Genomic DNA, 18902 nt, shown 5'->3' with positions numbered 1-18902 from the left:
CTGCACTGGAGTTGGAAAAAGATCTCCTTCGGAACCGCCATACCCTGACAACGAGCCCACCCTTGTAAAGCAGCACCTTGATTCTTTACGGCTTCTGTGAACCCAACACCTTTGGTGACGGGTTTCGGGGAAGACCTCGTGAAGCGCGTTCCAAAAGCCGAGGGCGCCGTCGCCGAGGACGGGAGCGCGCATGCCCCGCCGGGCGGCATCCCGCAGCAGGCTCGCCCAGGACTCCGCGGATTCCCGGTAGCCGTCGGCCATGGCAATCAGTTCCTTGGTGCCGTCCGCGCGCACGCCCATCACAACCAGGACGGCGGCCTTGGTCTCCTCCAGGCGTATGCGCAGGTGGATGCCGTCGTCCCAGACGTAGACGTAGTCCGTGGCGGACAGGTCGCGCTCGCCGAGCGCCTTGTGGTCGGCCTGCCACTGGGTGGTCAGCCGGGTCACGGTGGCCGGAGAAAGGCCGGCGGAGGAGCCGAGGAACTGCTCGAGCGCGGGCACGAAGTCGCCGCTGGACAGGCCGTGCAGGTAGAGAAGCGGCAACACCTCGCTGATCTTCGGGGACTACCTTGCCCAGGGCGGCAGGATCGCCGAGGAGAACCGCTTGCGCTCGCCCGTCTCCTCGTCGATGCGCTTGTCGTTGACGCGTGGAGCTTTGACCTCGATCGTCCCGGCCGTGGTGGTCACGTTCCGGGGCAGGTGGTGTCCGTTGCGGACCACAAGCCGCCGCCCGCGCTCGTCCTTCTCGTCGGCCAACTCGGCTATGTAGGCGTCAACTTCGGCCTCCAGCGCGGCGGCCAGCATCCGCCTGGCGCCTTCCCGGACGATCTCGTCGATCAGGGACCCGCCTCGCGTCGAGCCGTCCTCGGTGACTACCGTGAGCATGGGCGTACCTTCCCAGCCAACGGGCCAACGTCGGCCTACTCGATTCCAGTCAATCGATCACCCGGGAAGGTACGCCCTGCGCGTCCGCCCCGGGGTCGATCCACAGGTCTTGAGCATTGCTCCCTCTGGCCCTGCGCCAAATTCCCGCCGTCAACAACGGGTGCGTCCAAGCGCGCCTGGAAGACCACAGACTGTCCATCGTCGGCCCGCACGGACTGCTCCTGCCTTCGTTTCCGCTCAACTTCTACCCACTCTGGTATCAGAGGGCACTCGAGGGGGCGTTGACCGTAGTCATCGGCAGGAACCTGCAAGGCATGGTCGCAGACGACCCGTCCTACCTCTTTCGCGCCATTGCACTGGGTCACACAGTCGGCGGCACTGTGCCGCTCACTGTGGTTCGGCCGAGCAGGAACAGCCCGTGCCCCTGCATGATGCGCACGGGACGCAAGTTCAAGGACTGCTGCGGCAGGAAAGTGACTTAACTGCTCTGCGCAGCACCATTGTCGACGGCCGAAAGCCATCCTTGGCTCGCCGCGCACGGGATGAAGAGTCAGACGCGGCGGCACCGCAATCGTCGGCTGGCCCTCGTGGTCGCAGCCGCGGTAGTCGACGAGGCCGTCTGGCCATCAGCGCGGCCTGCGGGGTTCCTGCCTATTCGGCCGCCAGGTGGTCAGTGAGTTCGCCCGGGGTGACATTGAGGGCCTTCGCAATGTCAACCACGGTGAGGATGCTGGGGTTTCTCTGACCGTGCTCGATGTAGATGAGACCGCGAAAGCTCAGGTCGCTTCTTTCGGCGAGCTGTTCGAGGCTGTAGCCGCGTTCTTCTCTGATTCTGCGGATCTGCATACCGAGAGACAGGAGGCGGGGGTCAGGTGTCGCGTCACGGTCTTGCACAGTGTGACACCACTTGCTGTCCGATCAGAACACCATGAACAACTGTGCATAATCATGTTCCGCGGTGGAAAGAGTTGCCCGTGAAAGCCCTGCATGCGGTACCCATGAAGCCACCAGGACAGACCGACAACAGACCCCCGAGGAAGCGTGAGGAAATCTGTGCCCGACGGACTCGTCCCATTCGACCGCTGGCACAAGAGATATCCGAAACCCGAGCGAGGTGACCTCCCGCGCCTCTGCGGTACGAGCTTCCGACCCCTATATCCGACCGCCGACCACGGACGAGGACTCCGCTGGCAGGCTCGTTACCTCGCGAACTCCGGAAAGGAACAGAGCTCATTCGCTACCTGGGACGAGGTCATGCACCATGTGGCTGCGCTCACACCAGAAGCAGGAGGAGCCGGCAAATCGAAAACAGTCAGCTTCTACGCACTGCACATACTCCAGCACATGCGCCATCGAGGGAGGCGGGAGAATACTATCGCCGTCCACGAGAGTTGCCTTCGTCTCCACATCCTTCCGTTCGCCCGCCAGCGGACGGCTTCCTTCCTGCGCAGGGTCACCGCAGACTTCGCGCTGACTATCGATCATGCCTGGGACATCGTTCTCGACTTCATTCAGACAGGGGAACCTGGTGAGTTGAGCAATTGGTACGAGTTGCACGAAGGGGCTCTATCGCCAACTGAGACATCGCCTAGCTCGATCTTTCGTGACGGTCTGCCGACGGAGTCGGCAGACCGTTTCGCGTTCCGTGGCTGCTTGCGGGCAGGCCGGTGGCCCGACTGCCGTGTCGGGTGGCCCCGGGTTCCACTGCTCCGAAGACGGATGGTGCTGCTTGTAGGGACGGGGAAGCTACTGGTCAGACCGGGTTCGGCAGTTGGTCGAGCCGTTCGAGGCGTCGGTGACGTGGCGGCGGCCGGTGGTGACGAGCTGGCCGGCCGGGCTGAACCGGCGGAGTCGCAGGCAGCGGGGCTCCCGGAGCCGGGTCTTGCCGTTCAGCGCAAGCATCGGCATCCAGGCCAGCAGGTCGAGTGCGATCTGCACGATCTCCAGCCAGACCCTGTTGTGGGCAGTGTCGTGCAGGGGGAGGCTCCGGTTCCGCAGGCCGGTTGCGCGGGCAGCCCGGATGCGGTCCTCGGCCCGTGCCGGCAGGCGGTGGCGGAGTTCGAGCCCGGCGATGGGCTGGCCGGTGGTGCTGGTGGCGAAGCAGGTGATCCGCATGCCGTCGGCGTCCGTGATCCTCAACTGGGCACCGGGGTGCGGTCGTTCCTTCCGAACGATCAGCCGCATGCCCTTGGGCCAGCCGTCGAGCACGCCGCCGGTGAGTTCGGCGACCCAGCCCCGTCACGAATCTCTCCGTCGGGCTCGACGGCCGGGGTCCATGCCGCGGGCGGCACCTTGAGTACGGCCTGGTGAAGTACACGAAGGGTGCGTCATACGAGCGCATCAGCAAGGCGGATGAGGGCGACGATGACGGTGTCATCCGTCAAGGCGAGGACACCGCAGAGTTGGCCGAACGGCGCGGAATCCCCCTCCAGGAGCGCCGCTTCCGGGACAACGACAAGTCGGCCACCCACGGCAAGCACCGCCCCCAGTACGAGCTCCTCATGGCTGCCGTACAGCGCGGCGAAGTCGACGTCATCATCGTCTACATGCTCGGCCGGCTCTGGCGGAACCGGCGCCAACGGGCCGAGGGAATCGAGATCCTCCGCAAGCACGAGGTGTCCGTGCTGTGTGTCAAGGGCCCCGAGCTGGACCTCACGACGGCCGCAGGCCGCCTCCTCGCCGGCCTCCTCGGCGAGGTCGACACGTTCGAGGTCGAGCAGATGTCGGAGCGGGAGCAGCGGGAGATGCGCCAGCGCGTCGAACGCGGCCTGCCGCCGACCGGGCCGCGCTGCTTCGGTTACACCGCAGACGGCGCGGAGCTCGTCGAAGACGAGGCCGCCGAAGTCAAGGACTGCTTTCACGCGCTGCTCGCCGGAGCGACCCTCTCCGGCATGGCCGCCGACCTCAACGAGCGGGGCATCCTCAACCGCAACGGCAAACCCTGGTCACACAACGCCATCCGCGGCGTACTCCTGAACGAGCGCTACGCAGGGCTGCGTCAGTACCGCGGCGAGCTGTACCCGGGCAAGTGGCCGGTCATCGTGGATGAGGCCACATGGCGGGCGGCGAAGTACGTCCTTGAGGATGAGAGCCGGGCGACGAGCCCGGGACCGGGCCGGCGGTGGCTGCTGTCGGGGATCGCCCGGTGCGGTGTCTGCGACGACGGGACGACCGTGACGTCCGGGTCGCGGGGCGGCCCGAAAGGCACGCGGGGGCTCACGGCGCCGCTGTACCGGTGCCGCAAGACGAAGCACCTGGCGCGCGGTACGGAGCCGATCGACCTCACCGTCGAGGAGTACGTGATCCGGCGCCTGTCGCGCCCCGACGCCGTCGATCTCCTCGTCGAGGAGACCGCACCAAGGACGGAGGAGCTGTGGGCGAAGGCCGTTGCCTTGCGGTCCCGAATCAGGGTTCTGACCGACGAGTTCGCGGATGACGACGATGCGGACGCCGCCGAATTCAAGGCCGCTACCCGCAGGATCAAGGCCCGGCTGGCTGATGTCGAGGCGCAGATGGCGCCCCTGCAGCGGTCGCGCATCCTGGTGGACATCGTGACCGCCGAAGACCCCGCCGAGGCCTGGAAGGATCTGATGCTGGACCGGCAGCGCGCGGTGGTCGCGACGCTGGCCACGGTAACGCTCCTGCCCGGCCGTCCGGGCAGGGCGACGTTCGATCCGCGATCGGTACAGATCGAGCCGCTCCAGGGGATGGGCTGACCCCGCAGGCGGAGCAGCCGCACAAAGGGTGCGCGTTCAATGCGCACCCTTACGGCGGATGCCGCTCGCCCCCTATGTGACCGTTGATACGCAGGGGCCCACAGGTTGCCGATGGTCAGCTTCCGCCCGGACGGCTGGGCATCGACGGGAAGATCGGAGCGTTCAGACCAGTTCACGGCCACGTGGTCGTCAGAGACCAGGCTGTAGGCGCTGCTTGAGGAGTCGTCGCCTGCGGTCGGCCGCTTCCACGCCCAACAGCCGGTCGCTGCTCGTCGCCGTCCTCAGACTCCCACCATTCGGCGACAATGCGCAGCGCGTGGGCGTCTGAAGTCTTAGCCCGCTCCTACGACCACAGTTCGTAGCGCTCCTGCGGCTTGCTGAGGGGATAGTACGAGCGCAGGTTGCATACGATCACGCCAGCGCGGTCCAGGTCACTTGCCAGATCGTCGGGCGGCTGGAGGCCAGTGCCGTAGAAGGGATTCACCGCCAGGAGGCCGACGACCCAGTCTTCCTCGTCCCAGCGTTGATCGGCGGGCTCGATGACGTACCCCAGCACTTGCAGCGGGATGCGGCCGTCGAATCGCTCTCGGGTGACTGACCGTTCGACCAGCGGACGGAAGTAGCCGCGGCTGGGGACGTCGAACTGCCGGTGGAGCTGCTGCAGCGAGCCAGGGTCCAGCGGCACCCCGATGAGCTGGAAGGAGACATTGCAGCGCATGACGTGGCGTGTTTCCTCTGCGGAGATGCTGCCTGACACAGTGTAGAAACCGCCGTCACAGACTTCGAAGTAGACGAACTCCTCGCTGTGGTGCGGATCTTCAAGCTCACTGGTCCGTTCTTCCCAGTTCCTGAGGGCCTCGGCAAAGCCATCGGCACCACAGCCATGCCAGTTCCGGCCATGCTGCTGGATGCTCCACTGACTCCGCTCTCCCATCCACCCCAGTTCGTTCAGCGCGTCAAGGAGGCGGAGGAGGTCAGGCTGGCCCCATGCGGTGACTGGCATATCCAGGCACACGCCGCTTCCCGCAGCTGGCACCCAGTCGACATCGGGCAGGTCCAGGCAGAAGACCCCGGGGCTGAACCCTCCTGCTCCGTAAAACCATGGCACCGTGTCCCCGCTGCCGTTGAGCAGCCTGTAGCGGCTCGTAGGCAGCTTCCCTGCCGTCTTGCGCGAACTGCGGGCGGCCTTCTCGGCCTCACGCTCCTTTTCGCCGCGATGGAAGCGCCCGTGGACAACGAGTTCATCGTGTTTCAGGCGAAGAAGGCGGTCCAACTCCTGCGGGTCCCTCAAAGCCCTGAGGATGTCGACCTCGTCGAAGACGAGGACCAGTCCATCCCTGCGGTCCCCGACGATCGCCTCGTCCGCTTGCTCGGTGATCCCGGACATGGTGAACAGCAGAGCCACAACAGTGCCGTCGAGACGGCCCAGGCGGCTGCGGACCGCATCTACGACCTTGGATCCGGCAGGTCGGCGCTCCCACTTCGCTTCGACCAGATAGTGGCGGCTGTGGGAGATGACCGCGAAAGTCGGTCTGCCGGGGGCGCGCCATCCTCGGATTGTGCACGACCTGGTAGTGAGCCCGTCGAAACATCTGCTCCAGCAGTGATTCGAGCGTGTAGCCGCGGCGCTGTGTGTTGGAGACCGACCGCAGGGCGGCCAGATCCCGGAGCAGATCCGACTCATGCCAAGGCTCGATTTCGAGGTCGTCGTCCGCCGCATCAGGGCGTTCCTCTTCGTGGTTGGCCATGACTGGTCATCTTGGCGTACGGCTACGACAACGCGGCCCCTCCAGCGCGGTCAGTTGCCCCAGGGCACCCACTTGTCACTCAAGGCCCGTCATCACGAGGTGGAGGGCTTCCCCCAAGCCCGTCACATGCCGAGACGGGTGGTTGTGGCCGCGTCGGCGGGCTGGGCGTCGCTTGCCGATCCTCCTGTCGTACGCCGACGCCGGCCCGCTCACAGCCGGACCGCGCCCGTACTGGCCGGGCTGCTGGGCGGTCGGCACGGGGGACACGAAACGTGGCCATGGCCTGCTCGCCAACGCAGCGGATCTTGGCGTTGGTGGTGTTATGACGTCATTGCCACCGCTTGACGCGGCGCCCCTTGAAGGGAACTCGGATGTTCCAGGCCGCGCCTTGGTATGCCTTGTCTGCGTCAGCCTTGAGGCCAGCCTCGCCGAGGGCGTCGATGATGCCGTGCTCGCGGGCCGCCGCCTTCAGGTCGTGCCGTCGCACCGGGCAGCGCGGGCGAGGCCCACAGTAAACTCCCGAATGGACCGGCCAGCACCTGAACGTTCATGTCACCGTGCCGCTTCTTGCCGGAGCAGGGCCGGTCCGCGGCGATCCGGTCGAACTACACAAGGCCGGGGTGCCCCGCAAACCTTCGCAGCCACCTGCTCGACTTTTCCGGCCGTGAGGTGAGCGCTAGGGCCGTGACCTGCTGCTGAACCTAGCGGACATGTTCGCGATGTTCGGTGACGACACCTGATTCGGCACTAGATCGGGTGATGTGGCGGCGACGTGGCTCCGGCGTCGGTAGCCTTGCAGGCATGGACTTAGGGGGGAGGCAGCAGCCCGGGCAGTGGGTCTCTGCGCAGGGGCTTTCGGCTGCTGATTCCCTCTCCGTGCGTCAGGCGAGACGGATGATGGAGGTCCTCCCTCGAGCCGATGCTGAGGCGATCCGTCAGGGTCGGAACGAGCTTGCCTATGGCTCAAGGGGGGCTCTGGAAGGGCACCCGCTTGCAGCAATGGGGCCTCAGGAGCGTGCTGAGCTCGTGTTGTCCGTGGCCCAATGGCTTCCTGAGGGCCCATTCGGCGCTTGTTTCCGAGGGTATGCAGAGCAAATCAGGGCCCTCGGGGACCAGCACGTTGCGGCCAGTTGCATGCTCGCTGGCATGGTGCTGGAGGTCGTGTGGGGGTTGTGGAGGGCTGCGGAGCACATCGATGACCTCGAAGCGGAACAGCGGGAGCGGAATCACCGTCACCCTCGCCGGATGCGGATGCTGAATTCCGCCGATGTTCCGCTCTGGGTGCTGAGCTCCCTTCAGGGCAAGCCCCTGGCGGATCTGAGGGCCATGACGCCAGAGACGCTGCTGATGCTTGCTGGCCTTGAGAGCACCGACGGTCCTGACCAGCATGGTGGTCAGTTGCTGAGCCAGGCCCGTGCTGCCCTTCGCGTTCTGCGAGTACTAGCACTCCTGGGTATCGAGCCATCCCATTTGGGTGAACTGCTAGCGCTCTTGATCATCAGCGTCGACGGCGGTGACGACATGCCGCCGTCGTCTGTCCAGGACGTCCCGATTCCCGTCCGACCGTGTCATCCACCAGGCGAACTCGTCCTGGCGGAACCCAGAGTCCCCCGAGCGCCGGGTCGTGCGGTCCTCCGTCGTTCAGTCGACAGGGACCGCCATCAACTGCATGCATGCGGAGAGCGTAGACGGCGCTTGACCGCGTAGTTCGGTGCGAGGTCCTGCTTGATCCGAGAGGACCGAACATGGACTCAGAAGCTCTTGCCCTGTGGGTCACTGCTGTGGCCGCCGTTGGCTCGCTGGCCCTTCAGACGAAGGATGCCTGGCCGGCGAAGCGCGACGACGAGCCTTGGGACGGTGAAGAGGCCCTGGATGGGGAACGACCCACTTCAGAGGAAGATCAGGGATAGGACCGAATAGGGGTAGTTGACGGCCCAGACATGCTCAGGGTTAGGCGTGTCAGCGTGCCTTAGCGGATGGCTGGCGTCGGCCAGTTGTACTTCGAGGTCAGCGATGCGCTTGTCGGCGAAGCGGACGTTGTCGCGGGCGGCGGACAACTTCCCGGTCAGGGACTTGCCCTCGGCAGTCAGCTCGCGGACTCGCCGCTTCAGGTTCCCGTTCTCGGTGATGATGCGGGCGAGGTCCTCCTGGGACCATTCGCTCCGCAGGTCCCGGACCTGCCCGATCAGCTCGGCGATCTGCTCGCGCTGGGCAAGGATCTCGGCGCGAGCGGTCTTGAGGGCGGCTTCGGTGTTCAGAGCTCGCTCGCGCCAGGACGCTTCGAGCTCGTCCTGCACGGCTTGACGGTCCTGAACGCGTCGGCCGGCGGCCTGGTTCATCGCCTGCTCGACCAGAGCCCGGGCGTCGACGTGCTCATAGAGGAACGTGCGCGAGACGTCCGCGGCCCGCGCAACCGCGGCCATCGTGATGGGCGCCCGGGCCTTGATCATCCGGTCCAGGACGTCGCTGACCCGGGCCAGGCTGGCGACCGTCTTCTGCCGTCGGACCTCCAGCGCTTGGGTGGTGCGGGCGGCCGGAACGGTTGGGGCGGTCATGCGGTCATCTCCGGCAAGTCGCTGCTGTCGTCGTAGTGCGCGTCGGCGAGGTCACTGGCCCTGAAGGCGAGGCTCCAGAGGCGATGGAAGTAGTCCTGAGGGCGTCGCAGGTCCAGCGCGAGCGCTTCCTCGAGCAAGCCGAGTGCGGCCAGGGCCTTCTCCAGGCCATCGATCGCGCGGGCGGTGGGCTCGAAGGCCTGGTGCAGGTAGTCGGCGGTCGCGTCGTCGGGGGCCCTTTCGGCGAGGGTTCGCCACTGCTCGGCCTTGCGGCGCCAGTAGAGGAGGTCGGCGCCGGACATGACGAACTTGTCGCAGTTGTGGCAGTCCATGTTCCAGGGGCAGGCGTCCCCGCGAACCACGGCCTGGAACGTGCAGAAGCCGCCTTCGGCCGGTGTGCTGCGGCGGGCCAAATCCAAGGCCATCGCCTCGGCTTCGGCCTTGGTCAGGCCCTCGGCCGGGGAGACGAGAAGCTGGCCGGGGTTGGCCGAGCCCGGGCCACCGACCCAGACCCGCTCCAGAACCTGATCGAGTTCCGAGGAGGCGACCTTCGCGTAGTGCTCGGCCATCCGCTGGGAGACCTGGCCGAGGTACTTCTTGATGTGGTGCAGGCCGGCGCCGTGCTTGAGGAGATTGGTGGCCAGGGTATGTCGTGCCTGGTGGGGGACCCATGCGCCGATGTCGAGGTCCTCGAGCCAACTGCTGAAGCCGGTATGGAAGAAGGTGTACGAAATCGGGACCGTGCCCTTCGGGTTGCGGCTGCGGGAAGGGAACAGGGCCAGGAGAGCCCGCTCCTTCGGGGTGGGCGGCCGGCCGTGACGGTCCTCAAATCGCTCGAGGGTGATCTGCTGGCGTTTCTGCAGCCGCAGGTAGAGCGTCTCGGGGATGCGGATCGCCTCGTCGAGGTTGCCGACCTTGGTCTGGTCGTGCCAGAGGAACGGGACCCGGCGGTGGATCGTGATGCAGTCCAGCCGCAGCTTCAGCACCTCACTCGCGCGGCGGCCGGTGAACACCAGGGCCTCCCAGGCGTCGCGGAGCCCGTGGTTGTTCGGGTCGTAGCGGTCCGCCAGCATCTCCAGGTTCGACGCGTCGGCCAGGGCCCGGGCGACCGGGTCGGGGAACGGGCGCCGGGCCTTGACAGTGGGGGCGCCGGCGGTCGGCAGGGCGACGATGAACTTCCTCGACAGCCCGATCTCCTCGGCCCGCCCGCTGTCCAGCGCGAAGCGCAAGATCACCCGAGCGTGGTTGAAGATGAACCGGCCGGTGTTCTCGGTGACCGTGCTCGGCTCCCCGTTATGGCTGCGGACGCCCAGCGAGGGCAGGTTCTCGCGGATCCGCCGGTTGTGATCGGCGACGAACCGTTCCATGTGCACCGCGTCCAGCAGCCGCGGATCGTGTCCGCCCTCGGGGGCCGTGATCTCCAGGAAGGTGCCCAGCTCGACGCAGGCCCGCCGGTCGTTGTCGAGCGGGCCGGTGCTGCGTGGGCCCTTCGGGGACTGCAGCCGGTCGGCGAGATGTTCCCAGAGCAGGTCCCGCAGCCACCGCTGGGGGACGTCGGTGAGGTCCCAATTGCTGTGCCGCTGGGGGAACTTGACTCCGAAGTGCTCGGTCTCGATGTAGCCGGCTTCCTTCGTCTCCTCGGTGGTGAAGTAGACGATCCGCAGCTCGGTCAGGGCCTCGTGGAGGATGAACCGCTTGCGGGAGTCGAGCTGACTGCGTTCCTCGGCGAGCTCGGTCAGCGAGCCGACGCGGCGTTCGCGGACCAGGTTTACCAGCTGCTGGATCCACCAGGTCGGCCAGTAGGTGTGGGCGCCTCGCTGGGTGTGGGCGAACAGCGCCCACTGGAACTCGGCTCTCACCAGCGGCGTCAGCCCCTGGAGGTTGATCGTTCCGGCCCGCGAGACCGGGTGCGTCGTCTTGCACCAGTGCCGGAACGCGGCCTTGTCTCCGTAGAGGATCGGGACGGGGCGGCCGACCCTCTCGTAGCGGTTGAACCACTTCGGCGGCCGCATGGCATGTCCGGGGCGGTCCTCCGCCTCGTAGCGGGTCTCGTGGACCCAGCAGAGCCCGAGAGGACTGTTGGAAAGGGACTGGCAGGAGGCGACGACGCAGTCGCCGTAGCCGTGGAACGGCTCGGTCTGCGTCGCGAGCCAGTCCTCGAAGACCAGAGCGGGGTTGGTGGCCAAGGCCTTCTTCCAGCGGCCGTTGTGGGCCAGACACAGCTCGAGCCCGTGGTGGCGGGCCGGACGGACCTTGCAGATCCGGCAGACCGGGGGCTCGCCCATGCGGTCGTAGAACTTCGCGGGCTTCGCATCGCGCAGGAACTCGCGGCGCGTCAGCTCCGGGTTCGCCTGGCGGCCGCGTTCCCACTCCATCTTGTGGGGGTGGCAGAGGTCCCGGGCGTTGGTGCGGGAGTGGTGGCAGTCCTCCACCCGGCAGAGCCAGCCGAAGACCGGGTGGTCGGCGGGGACGTGGATGAGTGCCTCGCGGAAGAGCGGCTCGACGTGCGGGCCGCCGAGAAGGGCGGTCAGCACCTCCAGGCGATCGCGGGTCTCCCGGCGCCGGGCCGGGTCGACGATGGTGTGCAGCGGCAGCAGGGTTTCACTCACTGCATCTCACCCCACGCCGTCAGCAGGGCTGAGTTGAAGGCGGGGTCGTTGACATCGACGTGCGCGTAGATCTCATCGACCGTCTGGGTCGAGGCCCAGCCGCCGGCGTCCCGGACGATGACCAGGTTGCCGTCCGCGGCGTCCAGCACGGCATTCGCCCAGGTGTGACGGAACATATGCGGGCGGATCAATCCCAGACCGGCGCGGAAGCCCGCCCGCTTGAGCATCTTGCGGGCGCCCTCGGGAGCCCAGGGCAATCCCTTGGCGGTTCCGTGCTGCTGGACAAGCAGCATGCCGTGGGCGGCGCCGCGCGGGTACTCGCTCATCATGTAGTCGAAGTAGGAGTGAATCATTGCTGGACTGACCCGCTTGACCAGCCCGCCTCGAATCACCCCGTCCTCGAACTCCCAGGGCCACTTCGTCTTCGCGCGGGCGTCGGTGACCAGTCCCTCGCGGTGACAGACGTGTGCGTGCGGAGTGCGGCACTCGCCGCAAGCCGCATTCTCCCGCAGGTGCAGGTCGGCGAGGTGGAGACCACAGAACTCACCGATCCGAAGGCCGCCGTCGCTCAGCCACTCCACGGTCATGCGGTCGCGGGCCGAGTTGACCTCCTCCAGCAGGACCTCGCGCTCCGTCCGGCAGCATCTTCTTGTGCCGACGCCGCAGTTCATTCGGCGCGAGCGGGTTGGCGTCCATGCTCCGCTTGATGTGGCCCAGCAGAGCACGGTCCCTGTCGCCCTGCGTCGGCAGCCGCTCCAGATCCAGGGCCTCGGCGAGTGCCGCGTTGATGCCCAGCTCGGCCTGCCGCAGGTAGAAGCCCTTCAGACAGGCCGCGGCACCCCGCAGAGCGTCGCTCTGATACGGACGCTTGCCCACCCGCCACGGCGATCCGTACGGCATCGGAACCTTTGCCCCGACCGCCTTCATGTACCGCTTAAGATCCCGGAACCCCACGATCTCGGGCGTCAGCCCCTCATACTCCAGCCACCGCAGGTGATCGACGAGCAGATACGCGTACGTCCGGTCCGAGCCCCTGCCCGCGTACGAGGCGAGGTACCGCTCCGCAGCCGGATGCAGCCCGCTCATCGAGTCGAAGATGGTGTACGAACGGCTGCCATCCCGGTGCCGTACCTTCTGCACCCTGAGCTGACCCATCGCCAGTCTCTGTGCCACGTGACCTGTCCCTCCCCTCGTAGCGTGAAGACCGTGACTGCAGGGGAAGTTGGGAGTCATGGCGGAGAAGCGACGGAAGTTCGATCCGGAGTTCCGTGCGGGGGCCGTACGGATCGTCACAGAGACCGGCAAGACGATCGCCGAGGTCGCCGAAGACCTGGGGATCAACGAGACCACCCTGGCGAGCTGGGTCTCCCGCGCCCGTCGGGCAGGAACCGCACCGGCCGGCGGGAATGACGAGCTGGAGCGTCTTCGACGGGAGGTCGGGCAGCTCAAGCGGGAGAACAAGGAACTGGTCATGGAGCGTGATGTCCTCAAACGCTGCATGGTCCTGTGGGTGAAGTATCCGTGGCGGACCCGGCGTCCGTCGTCGGGGTGATCAGCGGCTTCAGGACCGAGCACGGCATTTCGCACCGCGTCTCCTGCCGCGCCCTGGGCGTGAGCGAGGCGTGGTTCTACAAGCACCGCACCAGCCGGCCCACCCGGCGTGAGCTGCGCAGACAGCATTTGATCGAAGCGGTGAAGGAGGAGTTCGACGACTCCGGCGGAACCTATGGCTCACCGAAGATCTGGATCAAGCTGGTGAGGCAGGGCTGGCGGGTCTCGGTGAATACCATCGCGAAGATCATGTCCGAGTTCGGCCTGGTCGCGCGGAAGGTCTCCAGACGGCGAGGGCTGACCCGGCCGGGGAAACGTCCGGCCGCTCCGGACTTCGTGCGGAGGGACTTCACCGCCGAGGCACCCGACCTGGTCTGGTGCGGGGACATGACGGAGATCGAAACAGGCCAGGGCAAGCTCTATCTGGGCACGGTCATGGACTTGTTCTCCCGCCGCCTGCTCGGCTATGCGATGGGCGAGCGCCACGACGCCGACCTGGTGGTCGCTGCCCTCCACATGGCCGCCGCAACCCGCGGCGGGGACGTCCGCGGTGTGATCTTCCACAGCGATCGCGGAAGCGAGTACGGCTCGCGGAAGTTCCGTCGGGCCTGCCGGAAGCTGGGCGTCACCCAGTCCATGGGCCGGGTCGGCTCGTGTTTCGACAACGCCGTCAGCGAGGCGTTTCAACAGCGTGCTCAAGGTCGAGTACGTGCACCGGCACACCTTCGTCACCCGCACCGAGGCCCGGATCCGAATCGCGACCTGGATCACCGACTTCTACAACACTCGACGGCTACACAGCGTGTGCAGCTGGAAAAGCCCGATCGACTACGAACACGACTACTGGGCCAGCTTCACCGAGGAACTGGCTGCATAGGAAGGTCTCCACGAAACCGGGGGATTGACACATCGAGGCTCGCCCGCTGTCACGAGTCAGGCTAACCCTGGCCTGAGGGAGGCAATATGGGGCCAGAATGAGAGGTCCCGAGCACTGCAGGACACCCGTCGTGTTCAACCGCGGCAGGCTCACGTGGCTTCCTCAAGCTGACCATGCAGGACACGGCATAAGACCTTCCCGGAGCAGTAGCGCGTTCCGGTTGAACGAGCGATGCTGGAAGTGTCATCCCACACCTAGGCAGGTGAGGAGATGGAGGCGGCTCAGAATTACTATGGCGTCCTTGACACGGTACGCTTCACGACGGAAATTCAGGAACCCATTCTCCTGCAGCGAGAGTTCGACGCTCTGGGCATCTTGATGCTCGATATGCTGATCGGAAACTCATGCCCAATCCTCACACAGAATCAAGCGTACGATAATGCCATTCTGCTCGCGCAACTGGCAATGAATGACGAGAATTCGGATTCACTGCGCGAGCTTTTCCGCAAGGGGGAGATCAGAGTAAAGTTCTTTCCTCCAACATTGCGGCAAACAGGGGCAAGGCAGGAGCGATGCACACTTGTCAATGCTTTCTGTACCGCAATCGGAAAGCGGCATTACGTTCTCTCTGGGTGGCCCGAGCTCAATTTTGACTTTGAGCTACGCAAGCGCATAATTGATTATCTTGATCACCACCCGGAAAAGATTGAGTCTCTGGAGAATCCCGAACTTGCCAGCCGTATAGAAGGGCTTCGCGAATTGGATAGCGAACTCCAGACTAGGCCAGCCGGCGTGGCAAGAGGAGCGCAAGGAACACTGTATGCGCAAGTAAGGAATCGACTCTCGGCGCTTGCCAGCCATGATGTGACAGCAGGTACGCCTGTCCGCCGGATGCTCGATAATTCGGAAAAGATGTTGGATGAGACGCGAGAGAGCAGGTCTGCCTGGTACCAGATTTTGGAAAACTACAGAATTGACCACTCGGGAACTGAAGACGGGCGCGCAATTGATGAAGCTAGGGACATCATTGATGCGGTTTACAACGCCAGGCTTGCCGAGTCCGTGGAAGCCTCCGGAGTTTTTCTTAACTGCGGTGATCGAGTGGTGGCTGATGATATTGCAGAATTCTTGCCGTATGGCACGTCGGTGGGCATTGAGTTCGTAGATCTCGTCGGCGATGATCGTCTCGGTGAGTGGCTAACGTGGGAAAAGGTGAGCAAACTACTTCCGCACCTTGAGGCACAAAGTCCGACGCGTCGGCTGCAACGAATACTCAAAGAGCATGAACGCTGTATCGGCATCACTACAGTAGAAAATAGCAATCTCTTGTGCTTGAAATTGCAAATGCCAACACTCGTCGTAAAGGGGTCCATAGCCGCGACATCCGGAACTACGGGCGCACTTATCGGAAGTACGATTGGGCCGCTTGGCGGTGTGATAGGGGGAGTTTTGGGAAGTCTGCTGGGGGTGCTGCCTGACCTTCCGATTGCACAGAGAAGACAGAGAAGGCGACGAAAGAAGATGGAAGTGACAGAAGGAGAGAAGTGGAGGCAAACCGTGAGGGCTGGTTCGACCTCACTGGAGATAGAGCGATGATCTTCCCTCGATTTGACAGTCAGAAGTCCATCCAGAGAATACACGAATGGAAAGTCTACGCTAACCCGTTTGTTCAAATATACGATGACGATGTTGCATTCATTAATGGCCAGCCGGGGAAGCATATTCGCATCGTAGAAGCAGAAGGGAGGCCGGGGGCGGCGATGCTACCTCTGACAGCAGACAAAATTTGTCTAGTATGTCAGTATCGTTACCCAATCGGGAGGTGGCAATGGGGAATCCCTAGAGGGTTTGCGCACGGTGTAAGCCCACAGGTTACCGCATTGGCCGAGCTCGAAGAAGAGATCGGGTACGCGCCTCAGGAGCTTAGATTCCTTATGTCCCTTACTTCAAATTCTGGCCTACTCTCTGGGGACGTCTACCTATTCTTGGCGCGCTACTCGTCACCAGTAGCGAATCCTGGAGACAGAAAAGAGATTGCCGACGTTCAGTGGATTGATAAGTCTTCACTGGAGAGCTGTATAGCTTCTGGCCAAATTAGCGATGGCTTTACGCTAGCTGCCATTGGAGTTGCATCTACCCTCGGACTGCTTTAGAGCTCGTAACACGATCTTGTTGAGATGCCCTGGTCGGGCGTGACCGGTCAGACGATTCGGCCGTTCGTGATGGTGTGAGCACTCGGCCGTGGACCGTGGACGACGACTTGTGGGCACTGATCGAACCCCTGCTGCCGCCCTGGCCTGAGCGGTCGCCGGGGCCACGGCCGGTGGCAGACCGACTCTGTCTCCAGGGCATCCTTTACGTCCTCTACAACGACATAGCCTGGCAACTCCTGCCGCTGGAGCTGGGCTTCGGCTCCGGCCAGACCTGCTGGCGCCGCCTGGAGCGGTGGCAGCAGGCCGGAGTCTTCGACCAGTTGCACCGCATCCTGCTCGCCGAACTGAACGCAGTCGGCGAACTCGACTGGTCACGAGCGTGCGTGGACGGCTCCCACATCCGCGCGAAAAAGGAGGTGCCGACACCGGTCCGTCGCCGGTCGACCGGCGCAAGACGGGCGGCAAACACCACCTGATCTGCGACGGACGCGGCACCCCACTCAAGGTCATCATCACCGCGGCCAACGTCAACGACGTCACCCAGACCCTCGCCCTGGTCGACGGCATCCCGCCCGTCGCCGGCCGCCCCGGCCGTCCCCGTAGGCGTCCCGACGCGCTGCTCGGCGACAAGGGCTACGACTCCAACCCCAACCGCGACGAACTCCGCAAGCGCCGGATCCTGCCCGTCATCTCCCGCAAGGGCGCCCCGAACATCAAGGGCATGGGCAAACTCCGCTACGTCGTCGAGCAGACCTTCGCCCTGCTCCACCACTTCAAACGCCTCGCGGTCCGCTGGGAACGCCGCACCGAACTCCACGACGCCTTCGTCTCCCTGGCCTGCAGCCTCATCTGCTGGCGACGCCTCAAGAAAGCACACTCATGATCGTGTTACGAGCTCTTAGGATTACACGCAATCTCGACTGTTTATATTAGTTCAGGGTCGACAGCCAGGACGATCCAGGCGGTCTCGCAACGGCTAGCCTCGATCTTGCATGAGGGTCCGTCAGCTTGCTGACGGACTCTTTCTGCTCGTTCAGGGCGGAGATTTCTGCCTGTGGGCAGACTGATGGCCCGGCTGTCGTGCCGGGTGGGCGCCGGGTTCCACGGCTCCAGTGGGGTGGTGCTGTTCGTAGGGACGGGAAGGTGCTGGTCAGCCGGGGTTCGGGAGAGCGTGGAGCCGGTCCAGGGCATCGGTGATCACGTCGGTCCAGGGCCAGTGCGCCGCGAGGCGGAGGTAGCGGCGGCGGCCGGTGGTGATGAGCTGGGCGGCGGTGGAGAACAGTCGAAGCCGCAGTCGGCGGGGTTCCAGAGTCGGGCTTTGCCGGTCAGCGCGAGCAGGGGCATCCAGGCAAGCAGGTCGAGCGCCATCTGGATGATCTCTAGCCAGATCTGGTTCTGGGCGGTGTCGTGGAGGGGGAGGTTGCGCAGGCCGGTGGCGCGGGCGGCGCGGGCCCGTAGAGCTACCAGGTTGCGGCTGCCGTGGAGTTCCTGCTGCCGTGCGCGTAGCAGCTCCACCAGGATGCGCACCTCGCGGCGCGCCAGTTCGTCCAGTGGATGACGCCAGGCGGGAAGATAGATCAGCTTGAACTGGTCGATTTTCCGGGCGAGGCCGTGGCTGCTTGTCAGGCGCGAGGTAACCGTTCCCAGTTGTCGGTGAAGGGAGACACTCCAGGATTCAGCTTCTCCGCCGAGCCGGCGGTGCCCTGTGGTGTGAAGCTCGCGGCCGAGGCGTCCCTCGGCGTGGAGGTCGTCGGCCAGGGCGTACGAGATGTCGATGCTGCGCTCGACGCCGGCATCGGGCGATGCCAGTGCGGCTGAAGTCGGCCTCGGGAGCACCGGAAACCGGTTTCCTGGGTGCGCGAGGTAGATCGCGTCGGTGAGTGTGGTCTTACCCGCGCCGTTGGGCCCGATCATCACACTGAACCTGCCAGGAAGGTCGCAGCTCATTGGCGTCTCTGCGCTCGCGCGCAGACCGCTCACCTTGACGCGACTCAGATGCATGGCAGGCCCCCGATCGACTCCGTCACTCTGGCAACATCATCGCTCAGCGGTCCGCTGCACTGCTCAGCTGCCCCTTTGGAACCCTGGCCACCCAGAGTGACGCTCCGAACGTGCTGCCCGCTGCGCGCACGGATCCTGATTCATGGGCTGCCAGCTCAGGATCAGCCACTGATGATGCGCCAGCTTTCACATCATCCGGCGCCGAGAGCTGCCGAGCTGATTCGGGGTGCGGTCGCAGCAGAGGCCGTGGAGATCTACCGCACGCTTATAGCCGTGGAACCCGCAAGGTTCATCTCGATGCTGCATAGCGTGTTGAGATTGCAGGTGGCGGTACTCCTCGCCCTCGGTCGTGTTCAGGATGCGCAAGTCGTGCGTGATTGGCTTGCGGCGAGCCCTGAAGAGCCCCATTCTCGCAAGTGAACCTGGCCCTCACCGGATAACCCATACCTCATACGGGACAACCTCCAGGGTGCGGAAATGTGAGCTGACCTGTGGAAACGCCTGTGCGCACGCTGGGATGACGGGGCGCTGGCTCCGTACTTCCCGGGTCGCTGAATCAGATGGTTTGACAGTCTTGCCGGTGTAGCCGCGTTGGTCCGGGTGTGTCGATGACTTCCTGGTCCCCAAGGCCACGGACGGAATGCCTCGCATGAAGGTCGTGCTTGAGTCCGTGGTGACCAAGCGCCTGGGCGCTCTGCCTGTCGCCGCCGAGTTTGGGTCTGCTGCACGATCGGGTGACATCTGAACTGGCTTGCCCTGAGGGGCGGGTGGGAAGGATGTCGCTGTGCCCAAGCCCTATCCGGAAGAGTT

13 protein-coding genes and 5 pseudogenes are annotated in these 18902 nt (G+C 64.8%); 7 read left to right on the top strand and 11 right to left on the bottom strand.

Annotated features, from left to right (window positions below; all coding sequences use genetic code 11):
* Positions 1 to 93 precede the first annotated feature (93 nt).
* From ACZ7P3_RS41945 to ACZ7P3_RS41935, 3 genes and pseudogenes are all read right to left on the bottom strand, one after another.
* Positions 94 to 885: pseudogene (locus ACZ7P3_RS41945) on the bottom strand (IS256 family transposase); the annotation flags it as partial.
* Between the two features lie 651 nt (positions 886 to 1536).
* Positions 1537 to 1731 (bottom strand): helix-turn-helix domain-containing protein, encoded by a 195-nt coding sequence (locus tag ACZ7P3_RS41940; RefSeq protein WP_472089949.1) that lies wholly within the window; start codon positions 1729 to 1731, stop codon positions 1537 to 1539.
* Between the two features lie 907 nt (positions 1732 to 2638).
* Positions 2639 to 3197 (bottom strand): annotated as a pseudogene (locus tag ACZ7P3_RS41935) (transposase); the annotation flags it as partial.
* On the opposite strand from ACZ7P3_RS41935, the gene ACZ7P3_RS41930 reads away from it, so the two are divergent.
* Entirely contained in the window at positions 3192 to 4601 is a 1410-nt protein-coding gene (locus ACZ7P3_RS41930) for a recombinase family protein (protein ID WP_472089951.1), read from the top strand. The pseudogene ACZ7P3_RS41935 and the gene ACZ7P3_RS41930 overlap by 6 nt on opposite strands.
* 343 nt (positions 4602 to 4944) lie before the next feature.
* Here ACZ7P3_RS41930 and ACZ7P3_RS41925 read toward each other — a convergent pair whose 3' ends face one another.
* The 6 genes and pseudogenes from ACZ7P3_RS41925 to ACZ7P3_RS41900 all read right to left on the bottom strand — a co-directional run bounded on the left by ACZ7P3_RS41925 (position 4945) and on the right by ACZ7P3_RS41900 (position 12683).
* Positions 4945 to 5988 carry a hypothetical protein gene (locus tag ACZ7P3_RS41925; protein ID WP_472089948.1) on the bottom strand — a complete coding sequence of 348 codons (1044 nt, stop codon included), beginning with the start codon at positions 5986 to 5988 and terminating at the stop codon, positions 4945 to 4947.
* Between the two features lie 626 nt (positions 5989 to 6614).
* Positions 6615 to 6951: pseudogene (locus ACZ7P3_RS41920) on the bottom strand (transposase family protein); the annotation flags it as partial.
* 1287 nt (positions 6952 to 8238) lie between these two features.
* On the bottom strand, positions 8239 to 8904 hold the full coding sequence (locus ACZ7P3_RS41915; protein WP_472089947.1) for a DUF6262 family protein: 666 nt from the start codon (positions 8902 to 8904) through the stop codon (positions 8239 to 8241).
* Positions 8901 to 11510 carry a tyrosine-type recombinase/integrase gene (locus ACZ7P3_RS41910; protein WP_472089946.1) on the bottom strand — a complete coding sequence of 870 codons (2610 nt, stop codon included), beginning with the start codon at positions 11508 to 11510 and terminating at the stop codon, positions 8901 to 8903. Before ACZ7P3_RS41910 ends, ACZ7P3_RS41915 begins: the two co-directional genes overlap by 4 nt.
* Positions 11507 to 12091 (bottom strand): tyrosine-type recombinase/integrase, encoded by a 585-nt coding sequence (locus tag ACZ7P3_RS41905; RefSeq protein ID WP_472089945.1) that lies wholly within the window; start codon positions 12089 to 12091, stop codon positions 11507 to 11509. Before ACZ7P3_RS41905 ends, ACZ7P3_RS41910 begins: the two co-directional genes overlap by 4 nt.
* Positions 12054 to 12683, bottom strand: coding sequence for a hypothetical protein (locus ACZ7P3_RS41900; RefSeq protein ID WP_472089944.1), 630 nt, complete (start codon positions 12681 to 12683; stop codon positions 12054 to 12056). Before ACZ7P3_RS41900 ends, ACZ7P3_RS41905 begins: the two co-directional genes overlap by 38 nt.
* 58 nt (positions 12684 to 12741) lie before the next feature.
* Here ACZ7P3_RS41900 and ACZ7P3_RS41895 point away from each other — a divergent pair, with 58 nt between their 5' ends.
* The 5 genes from ACZ7P3_RS41895 (at position 12742) to ACZ7P3_RS41875 (ending at position 16974) form a co-directional block, all read left to right on the top strand.
* Positions 12742 to 13062 carry a transposase gene (locus ACZ7P3_RS41895; protein ID WP_472089943.1) on the top strand — a complete coding sequence of 107 codons (321 nt, stop codon included), beginning with the start codon at positions 12742 to 12744 and terminating at the stop codon, positions 13060 to 13062.
* Positions 13032 to 14003 carry an IS3 family transposase gene (locus tag ACZ7P3_RS41890; RefSeq protein WP_472089942.1) on the top strand — a complete coding sequence of 324 codons (972 nt, stop codon included), beginning with the start codon at positions 13032 to 13034 and terminating at the stop codon, positions 14001 to 14003. Before ACZ7P3_RS41895 ends, ACZ7P3_RS41890 begins: the two co-directional genes overlap by 31 nt.
* Positions 14004 to 14208: 205 nt before the next feature.
* Positions 14209 to 15534 (top strand): hypothetical protein, encoded by a 1326-nt coding sequence (locus ACZ7P3_RS41885; protein WP_472089941.1) that lies wholly within the window; start codon positions 14209 to 14211, stop codon positions 15532 to 15534.
* Complete coding sequence (locus tag ACZ7P3_RS41880; protein ID WP_472089950.1) at positions 15531 to 16091, top strand: NUDIX hydrolase; 561 nt, start codon at positions 15531 to 15533, stop codon at positions 16089 to 16091. The genes ACZ7P3_RS41885 and ACZ7P3_RS41880 overlap by 4 nt, the downstream gene beginning before the upstream one ends.
* Positions 16092 to 16165: 74 nt before the next feature.
* Positions 16166 to 16974 (top strand): IS5 family transposase gene (locus tag ACZ7P3_RS41875; protein ID WP_472089940.1). Its coding sequence is split into 2 segments (ribosomal slippage): positions 16166 to 16483 and positions 16486 to 16974, totalling 807 coding nucleotides; the frame shifts between segments, so codons are not numbered across the junction.
* Positions 16975 to 17241: 267 nt separating this feature from the next.
* On the opposite strand, the pseudogene ACZ7P3_RS41870 reads toward ACZ7P3_RS41875, so the two are convergent.
* Both ACZ7P3_RS41870 and ACZ7P3_RS41865 read right to left on the bottom strand, forming a co-directional pair.
* Positions 17242 to 17712 (bottom strand): annotated as a pseudogene (locus ACZ7P3_RS41870) (transposase); the annotation flags it as partial.
* Between the two features lie 107 nt (positions 17713 to 17819).
* Positions 17820 to 18005, bottom strand: a pseudogene (locus ACZ7P3_RS41865) (hypothetical protein); the annotation flags it as partial.
* A 258-nt stretch (positions 18006 to 18263) separates the two neighbouring features.
* On the opposite strand from ACZ7P3_RS41865, the gene ACZ7P3_RS41860 reads away from it, so the two are divergent.
* Positions 18264 to 18512 carry a hypothetical protein gene (locus ACZ7P3_RS41860; protein WP_472089939.1) on the top strand — a complete coding sequence of 83 codons (249 nt, stop codon included), beginning with the start codon at positions 18264 to 18266 and terminating at the stop codon, positions 18510 to 18512.
* The last annotated feature ends 390 nt before the right edge of the window (positions 18513 to 18902 follow it).

This window comes from Streptomyces sp. NPDC107581, assembly GCF_055657175.1.
This window is presented reverse-complemented; position numbering and strand designations above follow the sequence as displayed.

Coding starts and splice junctions, on each gene's coding strand:
- ACZ7P3_RS41860 (WP_472089939.1), top strand. CDS start 18,264: ATGATGCGCCAGCTTTCACATCATCCGGCGCCGAGAGCTGCCGAGCTG.
- ACZ7P3_RS41895 (WP_472089943.1), top strand. CDS start 12,742: ATGGCGGAGAAGCGACGGAAGTTCGATCCGGAGTTCCGTGCGGGGGCC.
- ACZ7P3_RS41940 (WP_472089949.1), bottom strand. CDS start 1,731: ATGCAGATCCGCAGAATCAGAGAAGAACGCGGCTACAGCCTCGAACAG.
- ACZ7P3_RS41915 (WP_472089947.1), bottom strand. CDS start 8,904: ATGACCGCCCCAACCGTTCCGGCCGCCCGCACCACCCAAGCGCTGGAG.
- ACZ7P3_RS41880 (WP_472089950.1), top strand. CDS start 15,531: ATGATCTTCCCTCGATTTGACAGTCAGAAGTCCATCCAGAGAATACAC.
- ACZ7P3_RS41885 (WP_472089941.1), top strand. CDS start 14,209: ATGGAGGCGGCTCAGAATTACTATGGCGTCCTTGACACGGTACGCTTC.
- ACZ7P3_RS41925 (WP_472089948.1), bottom strand. CDS start 5,988: ATGTCCGGGATCACCGAGCAAGCGGACGAGGCGATCGTCGGGGACCGC.